Below are 18542 nucleotides of genomic sequence, written 5' to 3' on the forward strand. Positions count from 1 at the left end.
AAGGAGTTTTTGGTTATGATGGAAAAGGCCTTAAAAATTTTACAGCAATATTTTGGCTACTCCCAATTTCGAACAGGGCAAAAGGAAGTCATCGCTAGTCTGCTTTCAGGGAAGGATACTGTAGCAATTATGCCGACCGGAGCAGGAAAGTCATTGGCTTATCAAATTCCGGCTCTTTTATTGGAAGGGGTAACCCTTGTCATTTCACCGTTGATATCTTTAATGAAGGATCAGGTTGATGCGCTCCAGGAATATGGAGTACCTGCCACATTTATCAACAGCTCGCTTTCTCCGCGTGAAACATTTTCGCGGATTGAACAAACAAAGCACAAACAATATAAGCTTCTCTACATTGCTCCTGAACGTTTGGAGTCGGAAAGTTTTCTCACTTTACTGGATAGGTTAGAGATTGCGTTTATTGCCATTGATGAAGCTCATTGTGTATCTCAATGGGGTCACGATTTTCGTCCCAGCTATAGGCAGATTAGTCAGTTTATTTTAAGTCTTCATGTTCGTCCGTTAGTCGGCGCATTTACGGCAACGGCAACTGAGGAGGTTAAAGAAGATATTATACATCTGTTAAAACTTCAAAGTCCTCAGGTTTTCGTAACAGGTTTCGACCGACCTAATCTAACCTTTTCCACTCTCCGGGGAGAAAATCGCAAAGCCTATCTTTTAGATTATGTAAAGGCCCATGCTGATGAATCCGGAATTATTTATGCGGCAACCCGTAAACAAGTCGATACGTTACACACCTTTTTGCGTAGTAAAAAGCTTCCCGTCGGGAAATACCATGCGGGGATGAGTGATAGTGACCGCCAAAAAAACCAGGAGAATTTTCTTTATGATAAAACCCCTATAATCGTTGCGACGAACGCTTTTGGTATGGGGATCGATAAATCAAATGTGCGCTATGTTATCCATTATAATATGCCTAAAAGTATGGAAGCCTATTATCAAGAAGCGGGCAGATCCGGACGTGACGGAGAGCCTGCCGAGTGTATTCTCCTCTTCTCGCCGCAGGATGTTGTGCTGCAACGGCATATGATTGAGCAAACAATCTTTCAGCCTGAACGAAAGGAAAATGAGTACAAGAAGCTTCAGGAGATGGTCGATTATTGCCATACGACGCGATGCTTACGAAAAACCATCCTTGAATATTTTGGAGAAGTTAATGTCCCTGAAGAATGCGGCAAATGCGGCAATTGCTTAGATGAACGCGAAACAATAGACATCACTATTGATGCGCAGAAGATTTTTTCCTGTATTGCCCGAATGCACGAACGTTTTGGGATGAACCTTATTGCTGAAGTCCTTAAAGGTTCGCGTAATAAAAAGGTTATTGAACTCCAGTTTGACAAACTCTCAACTCATGGGATCATGGAAGATAAGTCTATTCAGGAAATTAAAGATCGTATGAACTATTTAATGACTGAAAGCTATTTACGTTTATCTACGGGAGAGTACCCTATAGTCAAACTTGAACCGAAAAGTATCCCTGTTCTCAAAGGACAAGAGAAGGTTTACCAAAAACTGCCCCGCAAGGTTGAGAAATCAGGCAGTGATTCGCAAAGTCTGTTCGAACGACTGCGCCTTCTTCGCCGTAATGCAGCATCTCGGGAAAACCTTCCTCCTTATATGATCTTTTCCGACAGCACGCTGCGTGAAATGGCCGAAACCCGCCCGATAAATCAGGCCGGATTTATCCGCATCAGCGGAGTGGGGGAAAAAAAGCTTGAAAAATATGGAGCAGCTTTTATCGAAGAGATTAAAGCTTATTTGATAGAGGAAAAGGCAGATGTTCAACCTTCTGAGCCTGCTGCTTCTCCCGCAAAAATACCCAGCTATAAGCAAACTCTAGAACTCTTTAGACAAGGTAAAACACCGGAGGAAATTGCCGCTTTGCGAAAAATATCACTTTCCACGGTACAGGATCATCTGATTCGCTGCCAGGAGGAAGACTATACCGTTCCCTGGGAAACACTAATCCCTTCCGGACAGGAGAAGCTTATTCTTGAAGCTATTCAAAAGGTCGGTCGGGAAAGATTGCGGCCTATCAAAGATGCTTTACCCGAAGAAGTCGGCTGGATAGCGATTAAAGCTGTACTAGCTAAGTACAAATGCTAAAAAGTATTAATGCTTTATGAACATTCGTTTTGTTCTGTATATGCATTAAAAAATATTATGATTCCTTAAAAAGGATAATATGGAATTTGAAGAGAATCATCTTAATTAAGAATTTATTATAAGGAGGGAAGCATTCTGATTCTTGATTGAATTAAGTTTAGGACATTTTCGATAGAGTTCATTATATTTTTAGATGGTAAGACCTCAGGTAATTGATAATTTTATCTTTTTCACTGGCTTCTGTATAAACCAGAGGTTGGGCACCTTCATCGATCACTCCCGCCCATTTCATAAAAAGAGCTTGTTGATAGGCTTGGTTTAAGACAGGGTCAGTATAGCTCAGATAAATAACAAGATATTGTGGGCGAACAACATCGGTAAACGAAATTTCTTGAACATTAAGCTGAATCAATAAACGGGTTGCAGTTTCACGCGGAATATCATTAATTAGAGCATATTCATCGATGTGAATAGGTTTTAAGGTTAAGCTTTGATCGAAGACATACGTATTACTCACTAAGTTCGAAGCCGCATGTTTGCCTACATTTGTGAATTCAAACTCGAATGTTACTCCCTTTTGGAGTTCTATCTGAGGCGACTCTTTTAAACTGAAATAGGGGCGATCCGCTTGGCGTTGAGTCCGCCAGTTAGTAATTGTAATATATGCCGTAATAAGAGAAACGATTGCGAATATTACAGTAGAATAGGTAACGATTGTTGTTGACCAATCGCGTTCTTTTTTTGAAGGCATGATTATCCCTCGTTTTCAAGCGTTTCTAATATATTTATGAATATTTAAGGCTTAAAATTCCGTTCGTAAGACGTTTCACCTTAAGGAGGGGAAATTGATGTCATTTAATATTAGTGTAAATAACCAAGATAGGCGGGAAGTTTTGGTTAATTTAGAAGGAAAGCTATTTGTTGAGGATGCTGCCTTACTCAGAAAAGAACTAAATGACTTGATTGATGACGGACACAGCCAATTCACAATTGATATGCAGAAGGCTAATTATATTGATAGCTCAGGACTAGGCGTGTTGGTTGCAATCCATAAAAAGGCCGTTAATCTAGGTGGCGGGGTTGTAATCAAAGGATTACACGGTGCCATTAAAAATCTCTTTCAAATGACACGTCTGAATAAAGTGTTTGAAATCATATAAAAATAAAAATAAACTCCGCTGCTTAAGGATATCTCCTTGAGCGGCGGAGCTTATTTTTTTCAATCCATTATGAAGACATTAAATTACAAAATTACCTTGCTTAAAAATAGAAACGATTTGATCAAATTTATTTATACCCGAAATTTCTAAGTCAGCAGTTCCAATCATAAAATCCTCATGGAGTAAGGAGTCATTTACTCCCGCAGCCTCGAGTTCTTCAATGTTTAAAGAACCCGAATTTTTAAGGCAAACCGGGTATGCTTTGCCAATGGCTAAATGACAAGACGCATTTTCATCGAAGAGGGTATTATAAAATAATATTTTAGAGTTTGAGATAGGGGAATCGTAAGGCACAAGGGCTACCTCTCCCAAATAATGTGAGCCATCATCGGTTTCAATGATGCTTTTCAAGCTTTCATACCCTTTTTCTGCACTGAATTCAATGATACGACCTTCCTTAAAGGTTAAAGAAAAATTATCAATAAGGTGTCCATTATAATTTAAGGGCCTTGAACTAACGACTTTGCCGTTTACTCCCGTTTTTTTCGGTAAAGTAAAGATTTCTTCGGTTGGTATGTTTGCAATGAATTCGGTTTTGTCCGGTGTAAATTCAGAGCCGCCTAGCCAAAGATGGGCTTCGGGCAGTTCAATTGTTAAATCGGTTCCTAGGGAATTACGGTAATGCAGTGATTTAAAGCCTTGAGCATTTAAATAATTCATCCGTTGTTTTAGGTTAAATTTGTGATTTTTCCATGCTTCAATCGGGTCAGCTTGATCGACACGCACAGTTTTAAAAATCGCTTCCCAGAGTTTTTCTACTGCTTTTGCTTCTTCTAACTCAGGGAATACTTTTTTGGCCCAGGAAGCTGTTGGAACTGAAATGACACACCAGACATTCTGATTGCTCATCAAACTCTCGCGATATTCTTTTAAAGCAGTGCTGCTTGCCGTTTGAGCTTTCATCATACGTACAGGGTCAACATCTTTCATTAGTTCCGGGTCATTTGCCGCAATACTCAAGAAAGCTGCGCCCTGACGCAGATAGCTCATATACATTTCCTTTTGCCAATCCGGAAATTCATCAAATACGTCTTCGGGAGCATATGTAAAACGAATTTTGGAGAAAAGTTCATCCTTCCAGACAATTACAACATCTTTTGCTCCTAAACGATAAGCTGTCTCTGCAATTACGTGGGTAACCGGTGCGCATTCAACAGGTGAGTTAATCAATAATATCTGATTTTTTCTAAGATTGAGCCCGGTTCTTAGAATTAAATCCGCATATTTTTCAAGCATGTTGATATTCAATCAAAAAACCCCTTTCCTCAAGGACAAGCGATATATTCCGATGTAAAGTATACCATCGTTTATAAATAAACACCAATTTCATCCTTGCATTACTATAACTAAATAGTATTGGTATTAATTTCTTAATTAGCAGGAGATTCCATATTGAAAGTCGAATTTAAATTCTAAATTATATCTATATTTCGGAATTTAATATATAATTTAGACATCGGTTCGTCAAACAATGGAGCGTGATTATTATGGACGGATTTACGTCAATTACCTTGTCATCGTACGATTGGAAAAAATGCATTACGACTGATGTTTTGCGATTTTCTTATAATACTTCTCTAAGTGATACTGTTGAGATATTTCTTTCTCACCATCTTCTTCAAGCTCCCGTAGTTGATGAAGAGGGTACTTTGATCGGTATTATCGATAGCCAAAATGTTCTTAAAGGGTTAAATTCGTTAGAAGATTATGGTCTCGCTAGGACTACTCTGATAAGAGAATTTATTCAAAAGCCGGAAGTGGTTATCAATATCGATGATGATTTTGACCTGCATGTGAAAGATATTATAGAGAGGCAAATTTCCGCCTATGTCATTGATCAAGATGGAAAACTTAAGGGCGAGATAAGCAATACGCACGTCGTACAAACCCTGAATGTATTATATGAAGACCTTGAATATTTTGTAAGTAAAGTCATTAATTTGCCCTATAATGGAATAATAGCCATAAACTCGCAGGGGACGACTATTTTCTATAATCATTCTGCAGAACAAATTCTCGGTTTACCTGCGCGGGATATGATTGGTCAATCCATTACAAAGCTATTACCCGAATCTCTTACGTATAAAGCCCTAAAAACGGGCGAAGCACAGCATGGTGTTCCTCTAACGTATGGAGATATTAGCGTTCATGCTGATTTTATCCCTGTCTACGCCGCAGATAAGGTTTTGGGTGCGGTTGCCATTTTTAAGGACGTTACTGAACTTGAAGCAGTTACGGATCGCTTAAGCACAAATCAAAAACTCATGGCGACATTGGAAGCAATTGTAGAAAATACCTATGAAGGAATTATTGTTATCAATGATCAGGAAAGGATAGAGATTATCAACCGGTTCTTCTTAGACGAAATGGGGATGGAAGCAAAAGATATAGTCGGTAAGAAGATTAACGAGATTAGCCCAGAAAGTCAGTTGCCTAATACTCTTAAAACGGGCGAAGTTCAATTTGGGGAACATATGCAAATCGGTGAAAAAGACTTTATCATAATGCGGGCACCTGTTGAACGTGATGGCAAAATTATCGGGGCACTCGGTAAAACCCTCTTCAAAAACATGGAACTGGCTAAACTCTTTGCCAAAAAAGTTATGCGGCTTGAGGGAGATGTGGCTTTTTATAAACACGAATTGTGTCGCTTTCATTCACCTCAATATGCTTTTAGTGATATTATTGGGGACAGCCCGAGTATGCAAGCGGCTAAGACATTGGCTAAACGGGCAGCACGTACAAACTCAACCATCCTATTATTAGGAGAAAGCGGGACGGGAAAAGAAGTTTTTGCGCATGCTATTCATGAAACCAGTCATCGTAAGAAAGGACCTTTGATTCAAATCAATTGTGCGGCTGTACCGGAAAATTTATTGGAATCAGAATTGTTTGGTTATGCCGAAGGGGCATTTACCGGGGCACGCAAGGGTGGAAAACCCGGGAAATTTGAGCTTGCGGATAAAGGAACCATCTTTCTTGATGAAATAGGAGACATGCCACTGTCAATGCAAGCTAAACTACTAAGGGTTTTACAGGAACGAGAAGTTGAACGTGTTGGCGGAACACAACCTATAAAAATCGATGTAAGAGTCATCGCGGCAACGAACCGTGATCTTTACCAAATGGTTATTGACCATAAATTCCGTCTGGATCTGTACTATCGACTTAATGTCATAAATATTGAACTTCCGCCGTTGCGTGAAAGAGAGGAAGACTTTGAGCATCTTGCAAATTCAATATTGAAGAAACTAAATCATCGCCTTGGCTCCTTCATTGATGGGATTACGCCTGAAGCCTTTGACTATTTACGGTCTTATGACTGGCCCGGAAATATTCGTGAATTAGAGAATATTTTAGAGCGAGCGATCATCACTTGTGATGAATCATGGATTCAGGTATGGCATCTTTCCTTACCTCTCCACGGTAACGGAGATAGACAATCGGGAAGTGGCGGTTTAGATGGTAAATCTGAAGCGTTGAATTCTCAGAATAATCATTTCATGACGTTAGAAGAAGGTTTAAATGAAGCAGAGTGTAAAATGATTCAATTAGCACTTCAGAGGTCCCATGGAAACAAGATGCAAGCAGCGCGTTTTCTCGGAATTCATCGCTCGGCACTTTATAAAAAGATGTCGAAACACCAATTAACCCACATGTGATCCTAAATTACTAAATTTACATGTCTATAAATAGAGACAGTGTTTATTTATAGAGACAGTATCCTCTGGATACAACCAGACACAATGTTTATGAAGGGTTTTAAAATTATAAACCAAACAACTGTCTCTTATTATGGACACACTTCTTTCTGCCTTATACCAAATTTTTTACGATTTTGACATTAAACAATAAATTTTTTATTTTTATAGAATAATTTTAAAGCGATTTAGTTATTAAATCAATTTAACTAAATCCCGCATGAATGCTTACTTGTGAAATTCTTGCTAAATAACAAAGAAAATTTACGGTATAAATGATGCCTGCTAATTGTAATTATATGCCAGATAAGACATGGATACTTGCTAAAGTGGAAAAGTGTGGCACAACAATTGCAATAATTATCGGACAATTAAAACTCTTCATAATACTGTACAACATATTTATAAGGGGGATGGGAAGGAAATATACTTTTTCAATTAAGGAATAGGGTTTCGTAAGACATAAAAAGCGAATCCTTATCGGTCATATTTCAGATTATTGAAGGAGGAGTAACCATTGAAGACAATTATGGTAATAGGAGCCGGTCAAATGGGTTCCGGAATCGCTCAAGTTGCTGCACAAGCTGGGTTCGATGTTATTCTAAACGATATTAAAGAAGAATTTGTAAACAAAGGACTTCAAGGAATTGAGAAAAACTTATCCCGCAGTGTAGACAAGGGACGGCTAAATGCTGAAGATAAAGCTGCAATTTTAGGCCGCTTTCGTAAAAGTACTTCTTATCAAGATGCTGCAGAGGCTGATCTTGTTATAGAGGCAGCGGTCGAAAAAATGTCTATTAAAGCAGAAATTTTTAAAACACTCGACTCTATCTGTCCTGAACATACTATTCTTGCAACGAATACTTCATCTTTGCCTATCACTGAAGTTGCCGCTGTAACGAAGCGTCCTGATAAAGTAATCGGAATGCACTTCTTTAATCCCGTTCCCGTCATGAAGCTTGTTGAAGTTATCCGTGGCTTAGCTACAAGTGATGAAGTTTATGCGACTATCGAAGATCTAAGCCGTAAAATGGGAAAATCACCGGTCGAGGTTAATGATGCCCCCGGTTTTGTTGCAAACCGAATCTTAATCCCGATGATAAATGAAGCCGTTTGGATTTTGAATGAAGGTATTGCCAAACCCGAAGACATTGATGAAGTGATGAAGCTTGGCGCGAATCATCCAATGGGGCCTTTAGCATTAGCTGATTTGATTGGTTTAGATACTGTTCTTGCGATCTGTAATGTTTTACATGAAGGGCTTGGAGATAAATACCGTCCTTGTCCGTTACTTCGCAAATATGTTAATGCAGGTTGGTTGGGTCGAAAGACAGGACGCGGATTCTATACTTATTAATTTGCGCTCAAAGAAAATTTATTCATTTAATCCTAGGTATCCTAAAAATTATATATATAAAAAAATATTTGGAGGAATGGACAGATGAATTTCAATTTAACGGAAGACCATATTATGATGCGCAAAATGGTACGCGACTTTGCTGAAAACGAATGCGCGCCCGGTGCAGAAGAACGGGATGAAAAGGAAGAATTTCCAAGAGAGATTTGGAACAAACTTGCTGAGCTTGGTTTAGCAGGAATTACATTCCCGGAAGAATACGGCGGTGTTGGTGCCGACTATATTTCTTATGCGATCGCAGTTGAAGAACTTTCACGTGTTGATGCTTCGGTTGGAGTTACCGTTTCCGCTCACTCAAGCTTAGGCTCTAACCCGATCAATATGTTTGGTACACACGAGCAAAAACAAAAATTCTTGACCCCTCTTGCTCAGGGCGAAAAAATGGGTGCTTTCGGTTTAACCGAAGCTATGGCCGGTTCCGATGCTTCAGGTACTCGTACGACTGCAGTACGCGATGGCAACGAATACATTTTGAATGGTTCAAAAATCTTTATTACGAATGGTCATGAAGCAGATATCTACGTCGTTTTTGCACAAATGGATAAGAGTAAAGGAAATCACGGAATCGCCGCTTTCATTGTGGAAAAAGGTACTCCGGGTTTCAGCTTTGGCAAGAAAGAAAAGAAAATGGGTATTCGTTCTTCTGCTACTTATGAACTCGTTTTTGAAGATTGCCGCATTCCCGCTGAGAACCTCCTGGGTGAAGAAGGTCAAGGTTTTAAAATTGCTATGCAAACCTTAGATTATGGCCGGATTGGAATTGCGTCCCAAGCTTTGGGAATTGCGCAAGGTGCTTACGAGGCAGCAGTGAAATATACCAAAGAAAGAGTTCAGTTTGGTAAACCCATTTCCAATTTACAAAATACCCAATTTAAATTAGCGGATATGGCTACTCAAATCGAAGCTGCACGTTTACTTGTATACCAAGCTGCTTTTATTGCTTCGGAACATAAGATTTCTGTTTCGAAATCTGCAGCTATGGCTAAATTGTTTGCTTCGGAAACTGCTATGGCGGTTACGACTCAAGCTGTACAACTCCACGGCGGATACGGTTATACCCGCGATTATCCTGTTGAGCGCATGATGAGAGATGCTAAGATCACCGAGATCTACGAAGGTACAAGTGAAATTCAGCGTGTAGTTATTGCCAGCAAGATTCTTAAAGAATTCTAAGAACTTGAAGCGGCCTCAATAAACGTCTTAAGGCGTAATATATTACATTTTCGTTGGGAGGTAAGCCTATGAATATTGTGGTAATGATGAAACAAACATTTGATACAGAAGCTAAAATTGTTGTAAATGCGGAAGGGAAAATTGATTCTAACGGAGTTACTTTAGTTATCAATCCTTTAGATGAATATGCAATCGAAGAGGCCCTTCGCCTGAAAGAAAAATTCGGCGGGGATGTTACAATTGTTACTTTAGGTGGAGATCGGGCCCAAGAAGCTATACGTACTGCTTTAGCTATGGGTGCAGATAAAGCGATTCTTGTTAATGATCCTGAACTTGGCGAGATCGACGAGTGGGTTGCAGCTGAAGTTCTGGCGCAAGCTCTGAAAACCATTCCTTGTGACATTGTTTTGGCTGGTGTGATGGATACAGATAACGGTTCAGCTCAGGTTGCCGTTCGACTTGCGGAGAAATTAGAGCTCCCTTCGATCAGCAGTGTTACAAAACTTGAAATTAACGGTGATAAAGCGGAAGCAGTCCGTGTCATTGATGGAGGAACAGCGTCTCTCGAAGTTCAGCTGCCGGCGGTCTTTTCTGTCGTACAGGGAATTAATGAACCGCGTTATCCATCCGTTGCCGGTATTATGAAAGCTAAGAAGAAACCGCTTTCGACGATTAAATTGGCTGATTTAGGATTGAACATTTCTGATTTGGCACCGCAAAACAGGGTGACAAAATTTACTTTGCCCGTCCCGCGTAAAGGAGGGAAAAAACTTCCCGGCGAAGCAGCAGAAGCTGCCCATGAATTAGCGCGCTTACTGCGTGAGGAAGCAAAAGTCCTCTAATAAAGAGATGAACAAAGTAAAAGGAGCGAGTGATGTTTATGCCAAAAGGAATATGGATTTTTATAGAACATTCGAATGGAAAGATTCGTAAAGTTTCACTTGAGGTCTTGAGTCAAGGCCGCAAAATTGCGGATCAAACCGGTGAATCCCTTGTCGCGGTTATTGCGGGAGAAGGCATCGGCGGCTTTGCTAAGGAAGTTGCAGAGTATGGCGCTGATCAAGTGTATCTTCTTGATTCTCCTCAATTGGCTCAGTATACAACAGGTGCTTATACCTCGGCTTTGAACAAACTTATTCGCGAACAAGAACCACTAGCCTTTTTGATGGGGCACACCGGTCTGGGTAAAGACCTAGCACCACGTTTAGCACAACGATTAGGTGTCGGTCTTGCCTCAGATATCTTAGATATTGAAGTCGATCCTGAAAAATTCCTCGTTTTTAAACGCCCTGTGTATACGGGAAGTGCATTCAGTACTGTTGAGACAACAAGCCGTCCTGTTCTGGCAACCGTTCGTGCTAAATCATTCCTGGTGGCTGATCCGGATCCTTCGCGTCAAGCAGAAGTTATTGAGGCCCCTGTTAACATTGATCCGGCTGATCTGAAGGTGATTTTGAAAGAAGTTGCTATTGCAGCTTCTAGCCGCCCTGCTCTTACTGAAGCGGATATTGTTGTTTCAGGCGGCCGCGGAATGAAAGGACCGGAGAACTTTGCCATACTTGAAGAATTGGCAGATGTTGTTGGTGGAGCAGTAGGAGCCTCCAGAGCAGCATGCGATTCAGGCTGGATTGCCAACGGCTTCCAAGTAGGACAGACAGGAAGCATTGTTGCTCCCACAATCTATATTGCCTGCGGAATTAGCGGTGCGATTCAACACTTAGCGGGCATGAATGCTTCTAAAGTTATCATTGCAATCAACAAAGACCCCGAGGCTAACATTTTCAATGTAGCTGACTATGGAATCGTAGGGGATCTTTTTGAAGTGGTACCTCTCCTTACTCAGGAATTTAAGCAATTGGTTAATAGCTAATACCCAAAGTTTATAAATTAAAATGTCAGCTCGCACGGGGAATACGGCGACTCACCAAAAGTTTGATCTTGCCTTAGATTAAAGGGGAGTTTATCCTGTTGTTCTCCGCGCGAGACTCCATTTCAGTCTCTTTTTATATAGAACTTTAGGAGTTTTAAGAGTGGGTTAGGATATATATTTTTAGAGGAGGAGAAGGGCATATGCCTACACGTGAGCTTTATTGGAACATTGATGGACATTGGTTAATTTATCCCTTGTTCCTGATTGCTTTTGGGTTCATTGTCTACGGTTATTGGAAACGCATACGTCTCTGGAAGCTGGGACAGCCTGAGAATCGTTGGCGTGATGTTTGGGCAGGGATTAAAGATATCTTTGTTTACGGTATTTTTCATTATCGAATACTCAAAGATAAATACCCCGGTATTATGCATTTTCTTATTTTATGGGGTTTTATTTTTTTAGGATTTGCTACAACGATTGTAGCCTTGCAGGCTGATTTCGGTCTTAATTTTTTCCATGGCGTTCTTTATGTGTTTATAAAATTAACCGCAAATGCTTTTGGCTTATTGGCCGTTGTAGGTTTGATTATGGCGCTGTGGCGGCGTTATGTTGAAAAACCGGATCGCTTAGATAATAAAAAGGGAGCCGGTGACGGATTCGTTCTCGTGCTCATTTTGGCTATCCTTATTACAGGTTTTATTACCGAAGCTGTTCGTATCGTGGCTAATAATGATCCATGGGCTGCTTATGGTTTTGTGGGATATTGGATTTCCCCCTTGTTTAGTGGGATGAGTGCTGAAAGTCTCAGTGCTTTCCATCGTTTCCTCTGGTGGTTCCATCTTTTACTTGCCTTTACTTTCTTGGGCGCTATACCCTATACAAAACTTACCCATATTTTATTGGCACCTGCGAACCAATTTTTGAGAAAACGCGGACCTATCGGGGTTCCGGAAAAAATCGATTTTGAAGATGAAAGCCTCGAGACTTTTGGAAAAAGCAAACTGCGTGAATTTTCTTGGAAAACGCTCTTTAATTCAGATGCCTGCATTCGCTGCGGAAGATGTCAAGATAATTGTCCCGCCTACTTAAGCGGTAAACATTTAAACCCGAAGCAGGTTATCCAAGATATGCGTGACTATATGGAAGAAGTGGGCGAAGCGTATGGTAATTACGCTAAAGCTCATCCTGCTGTAGCCGTAGCGGGTGCGGAAGGTTCAGAGGAAGCTGCGGCTGCCGTCGAAGCTCCTTCCGAAGAGGAACTTGGGCTTCGTAATTTGATCGGCGATGTTATTCCGGAAGAAGATCTATGGGCATGTACGACTTGCCGTTCTTGTGAACAACAATGTCCGATTTTCGTTGAGCATGTCGATAAGACAATTGATATGCGCCGTAATTTAGTCCTAATGGAAAGCCGCTTCCCAGCGGAGGCTCAACTCGCTTTTAAAAATATGGAAAACAACGGCAACCCTTGGGGTATTGGTTGGACGAAACGAGCCGAGCATTTGACAAGCCTGGGAGTGCCGACATTGGAGGAAAATCCTGAACCTGAAATTCTTTATTGGCCGGGTTGCTCCGGAGCATATGATATGCGGAACCAAAAAGTTTCTTCGGCATTTGTAAAACTCTTGCAGAAAGCCAATGTTAACTTTTCGATTATCGGCAATGAGGAAAAGTGTTGCGGTGATTCGGCTCGCCGCCTAGGAAATGAGTATTTGTTCTTCTCCCTAGCCACGGAAAATATTGAGGTTATGAATAGTCATGGTATTAAGAAAATTGTTACTCAATGTCCGCACTGCTTTAATGTTTTGAAACAAGATTATCCCGAATTCGGCGGTAATTACGAAGTTATTCACCATACTCAATACTTATATGAGCTACTGAAGTCCGGACGACTGAAGTTAAATAAAGCGGAGAATAATCCAACGATTACCTACCATGATTCTTGTTACCTCGGTCGCTACCATCAAATCTATGAGGAACCCCGCGAACTGCTTAAAGCCGCAGGATTCACAACTTTGGAAATGTCTCGTAATCACGAGAAGAGCTTCTGTTGCGGTGCCGGCGGTGGTCGGATGTGGCTTGAGGAGAAAGAAGGAAAACGGATTAATGAGATGCGGACAGATGAAGCGCTGGCAACCCATGCTGATTTTGTAGGAACTGCATGTCCGTTCTGTTTAACGATGATTAATGACGGAATTGCTGCTCGTGAAGCAGAAGAGAAAGTTAAGGCCCAAGACATTGCGGAAATTCTTGCTTCAAGAATATAGGTAGTTAAGGACTTTGACATCAATGATTATAGAGAAGAGGAGTAAATATGAGAGAAGTTGTTATTGTAAGTGCAGTTAGAACACCTGTTGGCGCATTCGAAGGTAAGGTCGGACAACTGACAGGTACGGAGCTTGGAAGTATTGTTATCAAGGAAGCAATTAACAGAGCAAATATTAAACCGGAACAAGTTGATGAAGTAATTATGGGTAATGTCCTAAGTGCGGCAATGGGCCAAAATCCCGCACGCCAAGCTTCAATCAATGCCGGGTTGCCAATCGAGGTCCCCGCATGGACAGTGAGCAAAGTTTGCGGGTCCGGTTTAAAAGCTGTTGTTTGTGCAGCACAAGCAATTATTGCAGAAGATGCCGATATTATCGTTGCCGGCGGGATGGAAAGCATGACCGGTGCGGCTTTTGCATTACCGAAGGCTCGTAAAGGTTATCGTATGGGAAATGATGTTTTAGTAGATACCATGATCAACGACGGATTAACAGATGCCTTCCATCATATTCATATGGGTATGACCGCTGAAAATATCGCCGAGAAATTTGGAATTTCGCGTGAACAACAAGATGAACTGGCCGCCCGCAGTCAAAACCGTGCCGAGGCTGCAATCAAATCCGGCCGATTTGCGGACGAGATTGTCCCTGTGACCATACCTCAAAGAAAAGGAGAGCCTCTTGTTGTCAGTCAGGATGAATTTCCGAGATTCGGAACAACCCCGGAAACACTTGCAAAACTGAAACCGGCATTTAAGAAGGATGGAACAGTTACAGCCGGTAATGCCTCCGGAATTAATGATGGTGCAGCCGCTTTTGTTGTAATGTCGAAAGAGAAAGCTGAAGAATTGGGATTACCGATTATGGCTAAGATTACTTCCTGGGCTTCAGCTGGGGTTGATCCGTTAATCATGGGTACAGGTCCGATTCCGGCATCCCGCAAAGCATTGAAAAAAGCCGGTCTCAAGATTGAAGATATAGATCTTGTTGAAGCAAACGAAGCATTTGCAGCTCAAGCTCAAGAAGTCACGAATGAACTTCATCTTGATATCGAAAAGACGAATGTAAATGGTGGAGCAATCGCTCTTGGTCACCCCATCGGTGCCTCCGGTGCTCGTATTCTTGTGACACTGCTCTATGAGATGAGCAAGCGTGATGCCCAACGCGGACTGGCGACACTTTGTATTGGCGGCGGACAGGGAATCGCTATGATTGTTGAGAAATAGGCGATAACAGAAATAGGGGAGGCAAGGTTATGGATTTTGAAAATCTAATCCTCGAATATCATGACCATATTGCTTTATTAAAAATCAATCGTCCGAAAGCGTTGAATGCTTTAAATGGTGAAACGTTAAAAGAACTGTCACAGGCATTTGCCCTAATTGCCGACGATACGAATATACGTGTGGTTCTTTTGACAGGCAGCGGAGAAAAAGCTTTCGTTGCAGGCGCAGATATCGCTCAAATGAGCAGCATGAATTCCCAACAAGCGAGACGTTTTAGTCAGTTGGGTCATAACGTCATGAATCAAATTGAGAATTTGCCCCAACCCGTAATAGCTGCAGTTAACGGCTTTGCTCTGGGTGGAGGTACGGAACTGGCCATGTCTTGTGATTTACGCCTAGCCAGTGAAAAAGCAAAATTCGGTCAACCTGAAGTAACTCTGGGACTTCTAGCTGGATTTGGGGGAACGCAACGTTTAGCACGCTTAGTGGGAGGCGGCAGAGCAAGTGAAATTCTGTTTACGGGAGATATGATCGATGCGCAGGAAGCATATCGAATTGGTCTTGTAAACCGAGTCTATTCCCAGGATGAGCTGATGAATGAAGCAATGAAGCTCGCTCAAAAAATATCCTCACGTGCTCCTCTCGGTGTTCAACTCTCGAAGACGGCCATTCAAAGAGGACAGAATATGGATATTGTGACAGGTCAGGACTATGAAGCAGAAGTTTTTGGACAGCTTTTCAGCACTCAGGATCAAAAAGAAGGGTGCTCGGCTTTCCTCGAAAAACGGCAGGCTATTTTTCAGGGGCATTAATAGAATCCATCCAATAAAGGGATAGAGGAAGTTAGTTTAACTTTTTCTATCCCTTGTTTTATATAAAGTCAGATAATAAAATAAATCCTACAAGTTTTATCAAGTTCTGATATAATTACAACATAGTAATTGATATTAAGGAGGATTTCAATGGTTCCCCGCACAGAACTCGAGAGAAGATGGCTTGGTTTTAAAAAAGTACTCCAAAACCAAAAAATAGATGGTGCCTTACTTACCCAGCGAGCGGATACTTTATATTTCAGTGGAACCGCCCAGAATATCCATGTTTATATTCCGGCGGATGGCCAGCCTTTGGTTTTTGCGTACCGTGATATTCAGCGTGCTCAAGAGGAATGTCCTTGGAGGATTATTCCGCTAAAAGGAATATCAAAAATACCGGAATTACTTATAGGCTCTGGTTATATGTACCCGAAAGTTCTCGGCTTGGAATATGATGTTCTTCCTGTCGCAAACTATCAACGATATAGTAAAAGTTTAGTTGATTCCCGGTTTGTCGATATTTCCTATCAATTGCGGTTGTTCAGAGCGGTTAAGTCGGAATGGGAAATCGAGCAAATTGAAGAAACAGGTAAGATTTATACAGCACTTTGTGAGTATGTACCATCTGTATTGAAGGAGGGTATTACCGAGATTGAATTAGAAGCCTTACTTGAACTTAGAGCTCGAAAGCTTGGTCATGAGTCAATGATTCGTGTGCGCGGTTTTGGTTCTGAGTTCCATTTTGGGCAAGTTTTAAGCGGCCCTCGTGCCGCACTGCCCAGCTATTTTGATGGACCACTTGGCGGGCTAGGTGCTTCTTTTTCTCATCCTTTTGGCTCATCTTCTCTACCGATTCCTCTTAATATGCCTATTATTATCGATTTAGTACTCATGAAACATGGTTATCAAATTGATACGACTCGGGCTTTTGCACTTGGAGAGGTTTCAGACGTTTTTAAGGAAGCTTATGAATATTCGCTTGAGGCTGAAGAGAGGATCCGTCAGGCACTGGTGCCCGGTCGAGTAACCGGTGAAATATATGAAGAGATTTTAGCTTGGGTTCGTAAAGAAACACCCTATGCTGATAACTTTATGGGTTTTGGCGCAACACAAGTAAAATTTGTGGGTCATGGTATTGGGCTGGAGCTTGATGAACTTCCGACCATTAGCAAGGGTGCGAAAGAAGTACTTCAACGCGGGATGACGATTGCTATTGAACCAAAGTTTGTATTTCCAAACATAGGGGCTATAGGCGTTGAAGATACTGTCGTTGTGGAAGGGGAGAAAGGAGCACGGTTTTTATGCGGATATCCCCGCAACATTGTAAGCGTTTAAGCTAATTGATTTGTAAAATTTGATTTAATGAGGCGATTCTTTATGCCGAGCTTCATTGGCGCAAGAGTTCTGAAAACCGGAATAGGAGTTACAATTGCTCTAGTCATTTGTGAAGCTTTAAAAATAGTTCCTTCTACATTTGCAGCAATTACAGTAGTTGTAAATATGCTTCCATCGGTCAATAAAGCATTGACCGATGCATGGTCACAAATCCGGGTTCACCTCCTTGGGGTAATTCTCGCTACTTTTCTAGGTATATTACATTGGAACAACCCCTTTGGGATTGGTGTCGCAGTTATTCTTATCATCATGATCGCTAACCGTCTGGGGTGGGCGGGAACAGTTACTCCGGGTATAGTTTCAATTATTTTTATCCTTGATGCTCCCCCAGAGCAATTTTTAATGCATGCTGCAACGCGTTCGCTGAGTATTTTTATTGGTCTCGGGGTTGCGTTAGTAACGAATCGTGTTTTAGCCCCACCGCGGTATAAGAAGCTGCTCTTAGAGAAGCTACAAAATTTATTTCACGATTCATCTGCTTATTTTATCGAAAGTGTGCGCTCTTTTGTCCAAGCCACATATTTAAAAGAGTATGAAAAAACCAATATAGTGGATTTAGAAACACGAGTAGAAGAAATCCTTGGGCTGCATGAGCATGCCCGGGATGAATTTCTACCCGAAGAAAATACTTATCTTGTAGAAAAGCTGATTGAGATCTGCCAGGGTTTTGTGGAGCGTGGTCAAAACATTGAGGATATGACGTATCAAAGGGTTAAACGACGTCTCTCACCTGATTCTCCTTTAATGTTTCAAGAAATTAGTCCTGCCTTTCAGAATCTGCTTGATATTCTTCTATTGGGAGATAAGCGATTAGAAGCATTGACATATCAGATTTCCGATAATCTCTATAAACTGCATTCCTCGATGATTTCTAAATCAGATGACCTTGAATACTGGGCTAAATTTGATGAAGCTATGGCAACTTGGCAGGGTGAAGTGAGCGGCGTTTTCTATTTACGTGCGATGATGGAGGTTGCAGTCGTGGCAACCGAAATGCGCTGGGCGGCACGCCGTTTAAAAAGGATTTATAATCTTGGCTCGTTCAAAAAAGCGGAGCAAAAAACAGAATAAAACATGATAATTGGGGAAAATTAATTAGACTAAGAAAGGGGGATTTCTTGTGTCTAAACCAAAAGAAAGAGATAAAATTGTTGACGTTCAAAAGAAGAAAACGGTTGAACAATTTAATAAAATTCCTCCCTTTGATAGGCCATATAATGATACTATCGGAGCATCAGATTCTAAGGAACGCGTTTAATTTTTATTTAATAGAAATTGTTTAATGGGGCTGTTGTCAAGTAAAACAGCCCCATTTTCGTGCGCACATAATTATG

15 protein-coding genes are annotated in these 18542 nt (G+C 41.2%); 13 read left to right on the top strand and 2 right to left on the bottom strand.

Translation table 11 applies throughout. From position 1 onward, the window contains the following. Nucleotides 1-15: 15 nt before the first annotated feature. Nucleotides 16-2127: a DNA helicase RecQ gene (recQ, locus tag VB077_RS10640; RefSeq protein ID WP_323415214.1), complete on the top strand. Its 2112-nt coding sequence runs from the start codon at nucleotides 16-18 to the stop codon at nucleotides 2125-2127. Nucleotides 2128-2308: 181 nt separating this feature from the next. On the opposite strand, the gene VB077_RS10645 is transcribed toward recQ, so the two are convergent. Further along, entirely contained in the window at nucleotides 2309-2878 is a 570-nt protein-coding gene (locus VB077_RS10645) for a hypothetical protein (protein ID WP_323415215.1), read from the bottom strand. A gap of 97 nt (nucleotides 2879-2975) precedes the next feature. Here VB077_RS10645 and VB077_RS10650 point away from each other — a divergent pair, with 97 nt between their 5' ends. Then, entirely contained in the window at nucleotides 2976-3287 is a 312-nt protein-coding gene (locus VB077_RS10650; protein ID WP_323415216.1) for an STAS domain-containing protein, read from the top strand. A gap of 78 nt (nucleotides 3288-3365) precedes the next feature. On the opposite strand, the gene VB077_RS10655 is transcribed toward VB077_RS10650, so the two are convergent. Then, on the bottom strand, nucleotides 3366-4595 hold the full coding sequence (locus tag VB077_RS10655) for an aminopeptidase (RefSeq protein ID WP_323415217.1): 1230 nt from the start codon (nucleotides 4593-4595) through the stop codon (nucleotides 3366-3368). 239 nt (nucleotides 4596-4834) lie between these two features. Between VB077_RS10655 and VB077_RS10660 the strand changes: the two genes are divergently transcribed. From VB077_RS10660 to VB077_RS10710, 11 genes are all read left to right on the top strand, one after another. Continuing rightward, nucleotides 4835-7009 carry a sigma 54-interacting transcriptional regulator gene (locus VB077_RS10660; protein WP_323415218.1) on the top strand — a complete coding sequence of 725 codons (2175 nt, stop codon included), beginning with the start codon at nucleotides 4835-4837 and terminating at the stop codon, nucleotides 7007-7009. 556 nt (nucleotides 7010-7565) lie between these two features. Continuing rightward, a complete protein-coding gene (locus VB077_RS10665; RefSeq protein WP_323415219.1) occupies nucleotides 7566-8405 on the top strand; it encodes a 3-hydroxybutyryl-CoA dehydrogenase in 840 nt (279 codons plus the stop codon). Between the two features lie 84 nt (nucleotides 8406-8489). Then, a complete protein-coding gene (locus VB077_RS10670) occupies nucleotides 8490-9638 on the top strand; it encodes an acyl-CoA dehydrogenase (RefSeq protein ID WP_323415220.1) in 1149 nt (382 codons plus the stop codon). A gap of 68 nt (nucleotides 9639-9706) precedes the next feature. Then, nucleotides 9707-10480 carry an electron transfer flavoprotein subunit beta/FixA family protein gene (locus tag VB077_RS10675; RefSeq protein WP_323415221.1) on the top strand — a complete coding sequence of 258 codons (774 nt, stop codon included), beginning with the start codon at nucleotides 9707-9709 and terminating at the stop codon, nucleotides 10478-10480. A gap of 38 nt (nucleotides 10481-10518) precedes the next feature. After that, nucleotides 10519-11508 (top strand): electron transfer flavoprotein subunit alpha/FixB family protein, encoded by a 990-nt coding sequence (locus tag VB077_RS10680; protein WP_323415222.1) that lies wholly within the window; start codon nucleotides 10519-10521, stop codon nucleotides 11506-11508. A 200-nt stretch (nucleotides 11509-11708) separates the two neighbouring features. After that, nucleotides 11709-13775, top strand: coding sequence for a heterodisulfide reductase-related iron-sulfur binding cluster (locus VB077_RS10685; RefSeq protein ID WP_323415223.1), 2067 nt, complete (start codon nucleotides 11709-11711; stop codon nucleotides 13773-13775). 47 nt (nucleotides 13776-13822) lie between these two features. Continuing rightward, a complete protein-coding gene (locus VB077_RS10690) occupies nucleotides 13823-15001 on the top strand; it encodes an acetyl-CoA C-acetyltransferase (RefSeq protein ID WP_323415224.1) in 1179 nt (392 codons plus the stop codon). Between the two features lie 29 nt (nucleotides 15002-15030). Then, nucleotides 15031-15813 carry an enoyl-CoA hydratase-related protein gene (locus tag VB077_RS10695; protein WP_323415225.1) on the top strand — a complete coding sequence of 261 codons (783 nt, stop codon included), beginning with the start codon at nucleotides 15031-15033 and terminating at the stop codon, nucleotides 15811-15813. Between the two features lie 150 nt (nucleotides 15814-15963). Further along, nucleotides 15964-17148, top strand: a complete 1185-nt coding sequence (locus tag VB077_RS10700) for a Xaa-Pro peptidase family protein (protein WP_323415226.1) — start codon at nucleotides 15964-15966, stop codon at nucleotides 17146-17148. Nucleotides 17149-17190: 42 nt separating this feature from the next. Beyond that, nucleotides 17191-18279 (top strand): FUSC family protein, encoded by a 1089-nt coding sequence (locus tag VB077_RS10705; RefSeq protein WP_323415227.1) that lies wholly within the window; start codon nucleotides 17191-17193, stop codon nucleotides 18277-18279. A 49-nt stretch (nucleotides 18280-18328) separates the two neighbouring features. Beyond that, the gene (locus VB077_RS10710) at nucleotides 18329-18466 is read left to right on the top strand and encodes a hypothetical protein (protein WP_323415228.1); all 138 of its coding nucleotides are present in this window, start codon (nucleotides 18329-18331) and stop codon (nucleotides 18464-18466) included. Nucleotides 18467-18542 lie beyond the last annotated feature (76 nt).

Origin of the sequence: Desulfitobacterium sp. (genome assembly GCF_034927245.1) — a bacterium.
Classification (GTDB): Bacteria; Bacillota; Desulfitobacteriia; order Desulfitobacteriales; family Desulfitobacteriaceae; genus Desulfitobacterium_A.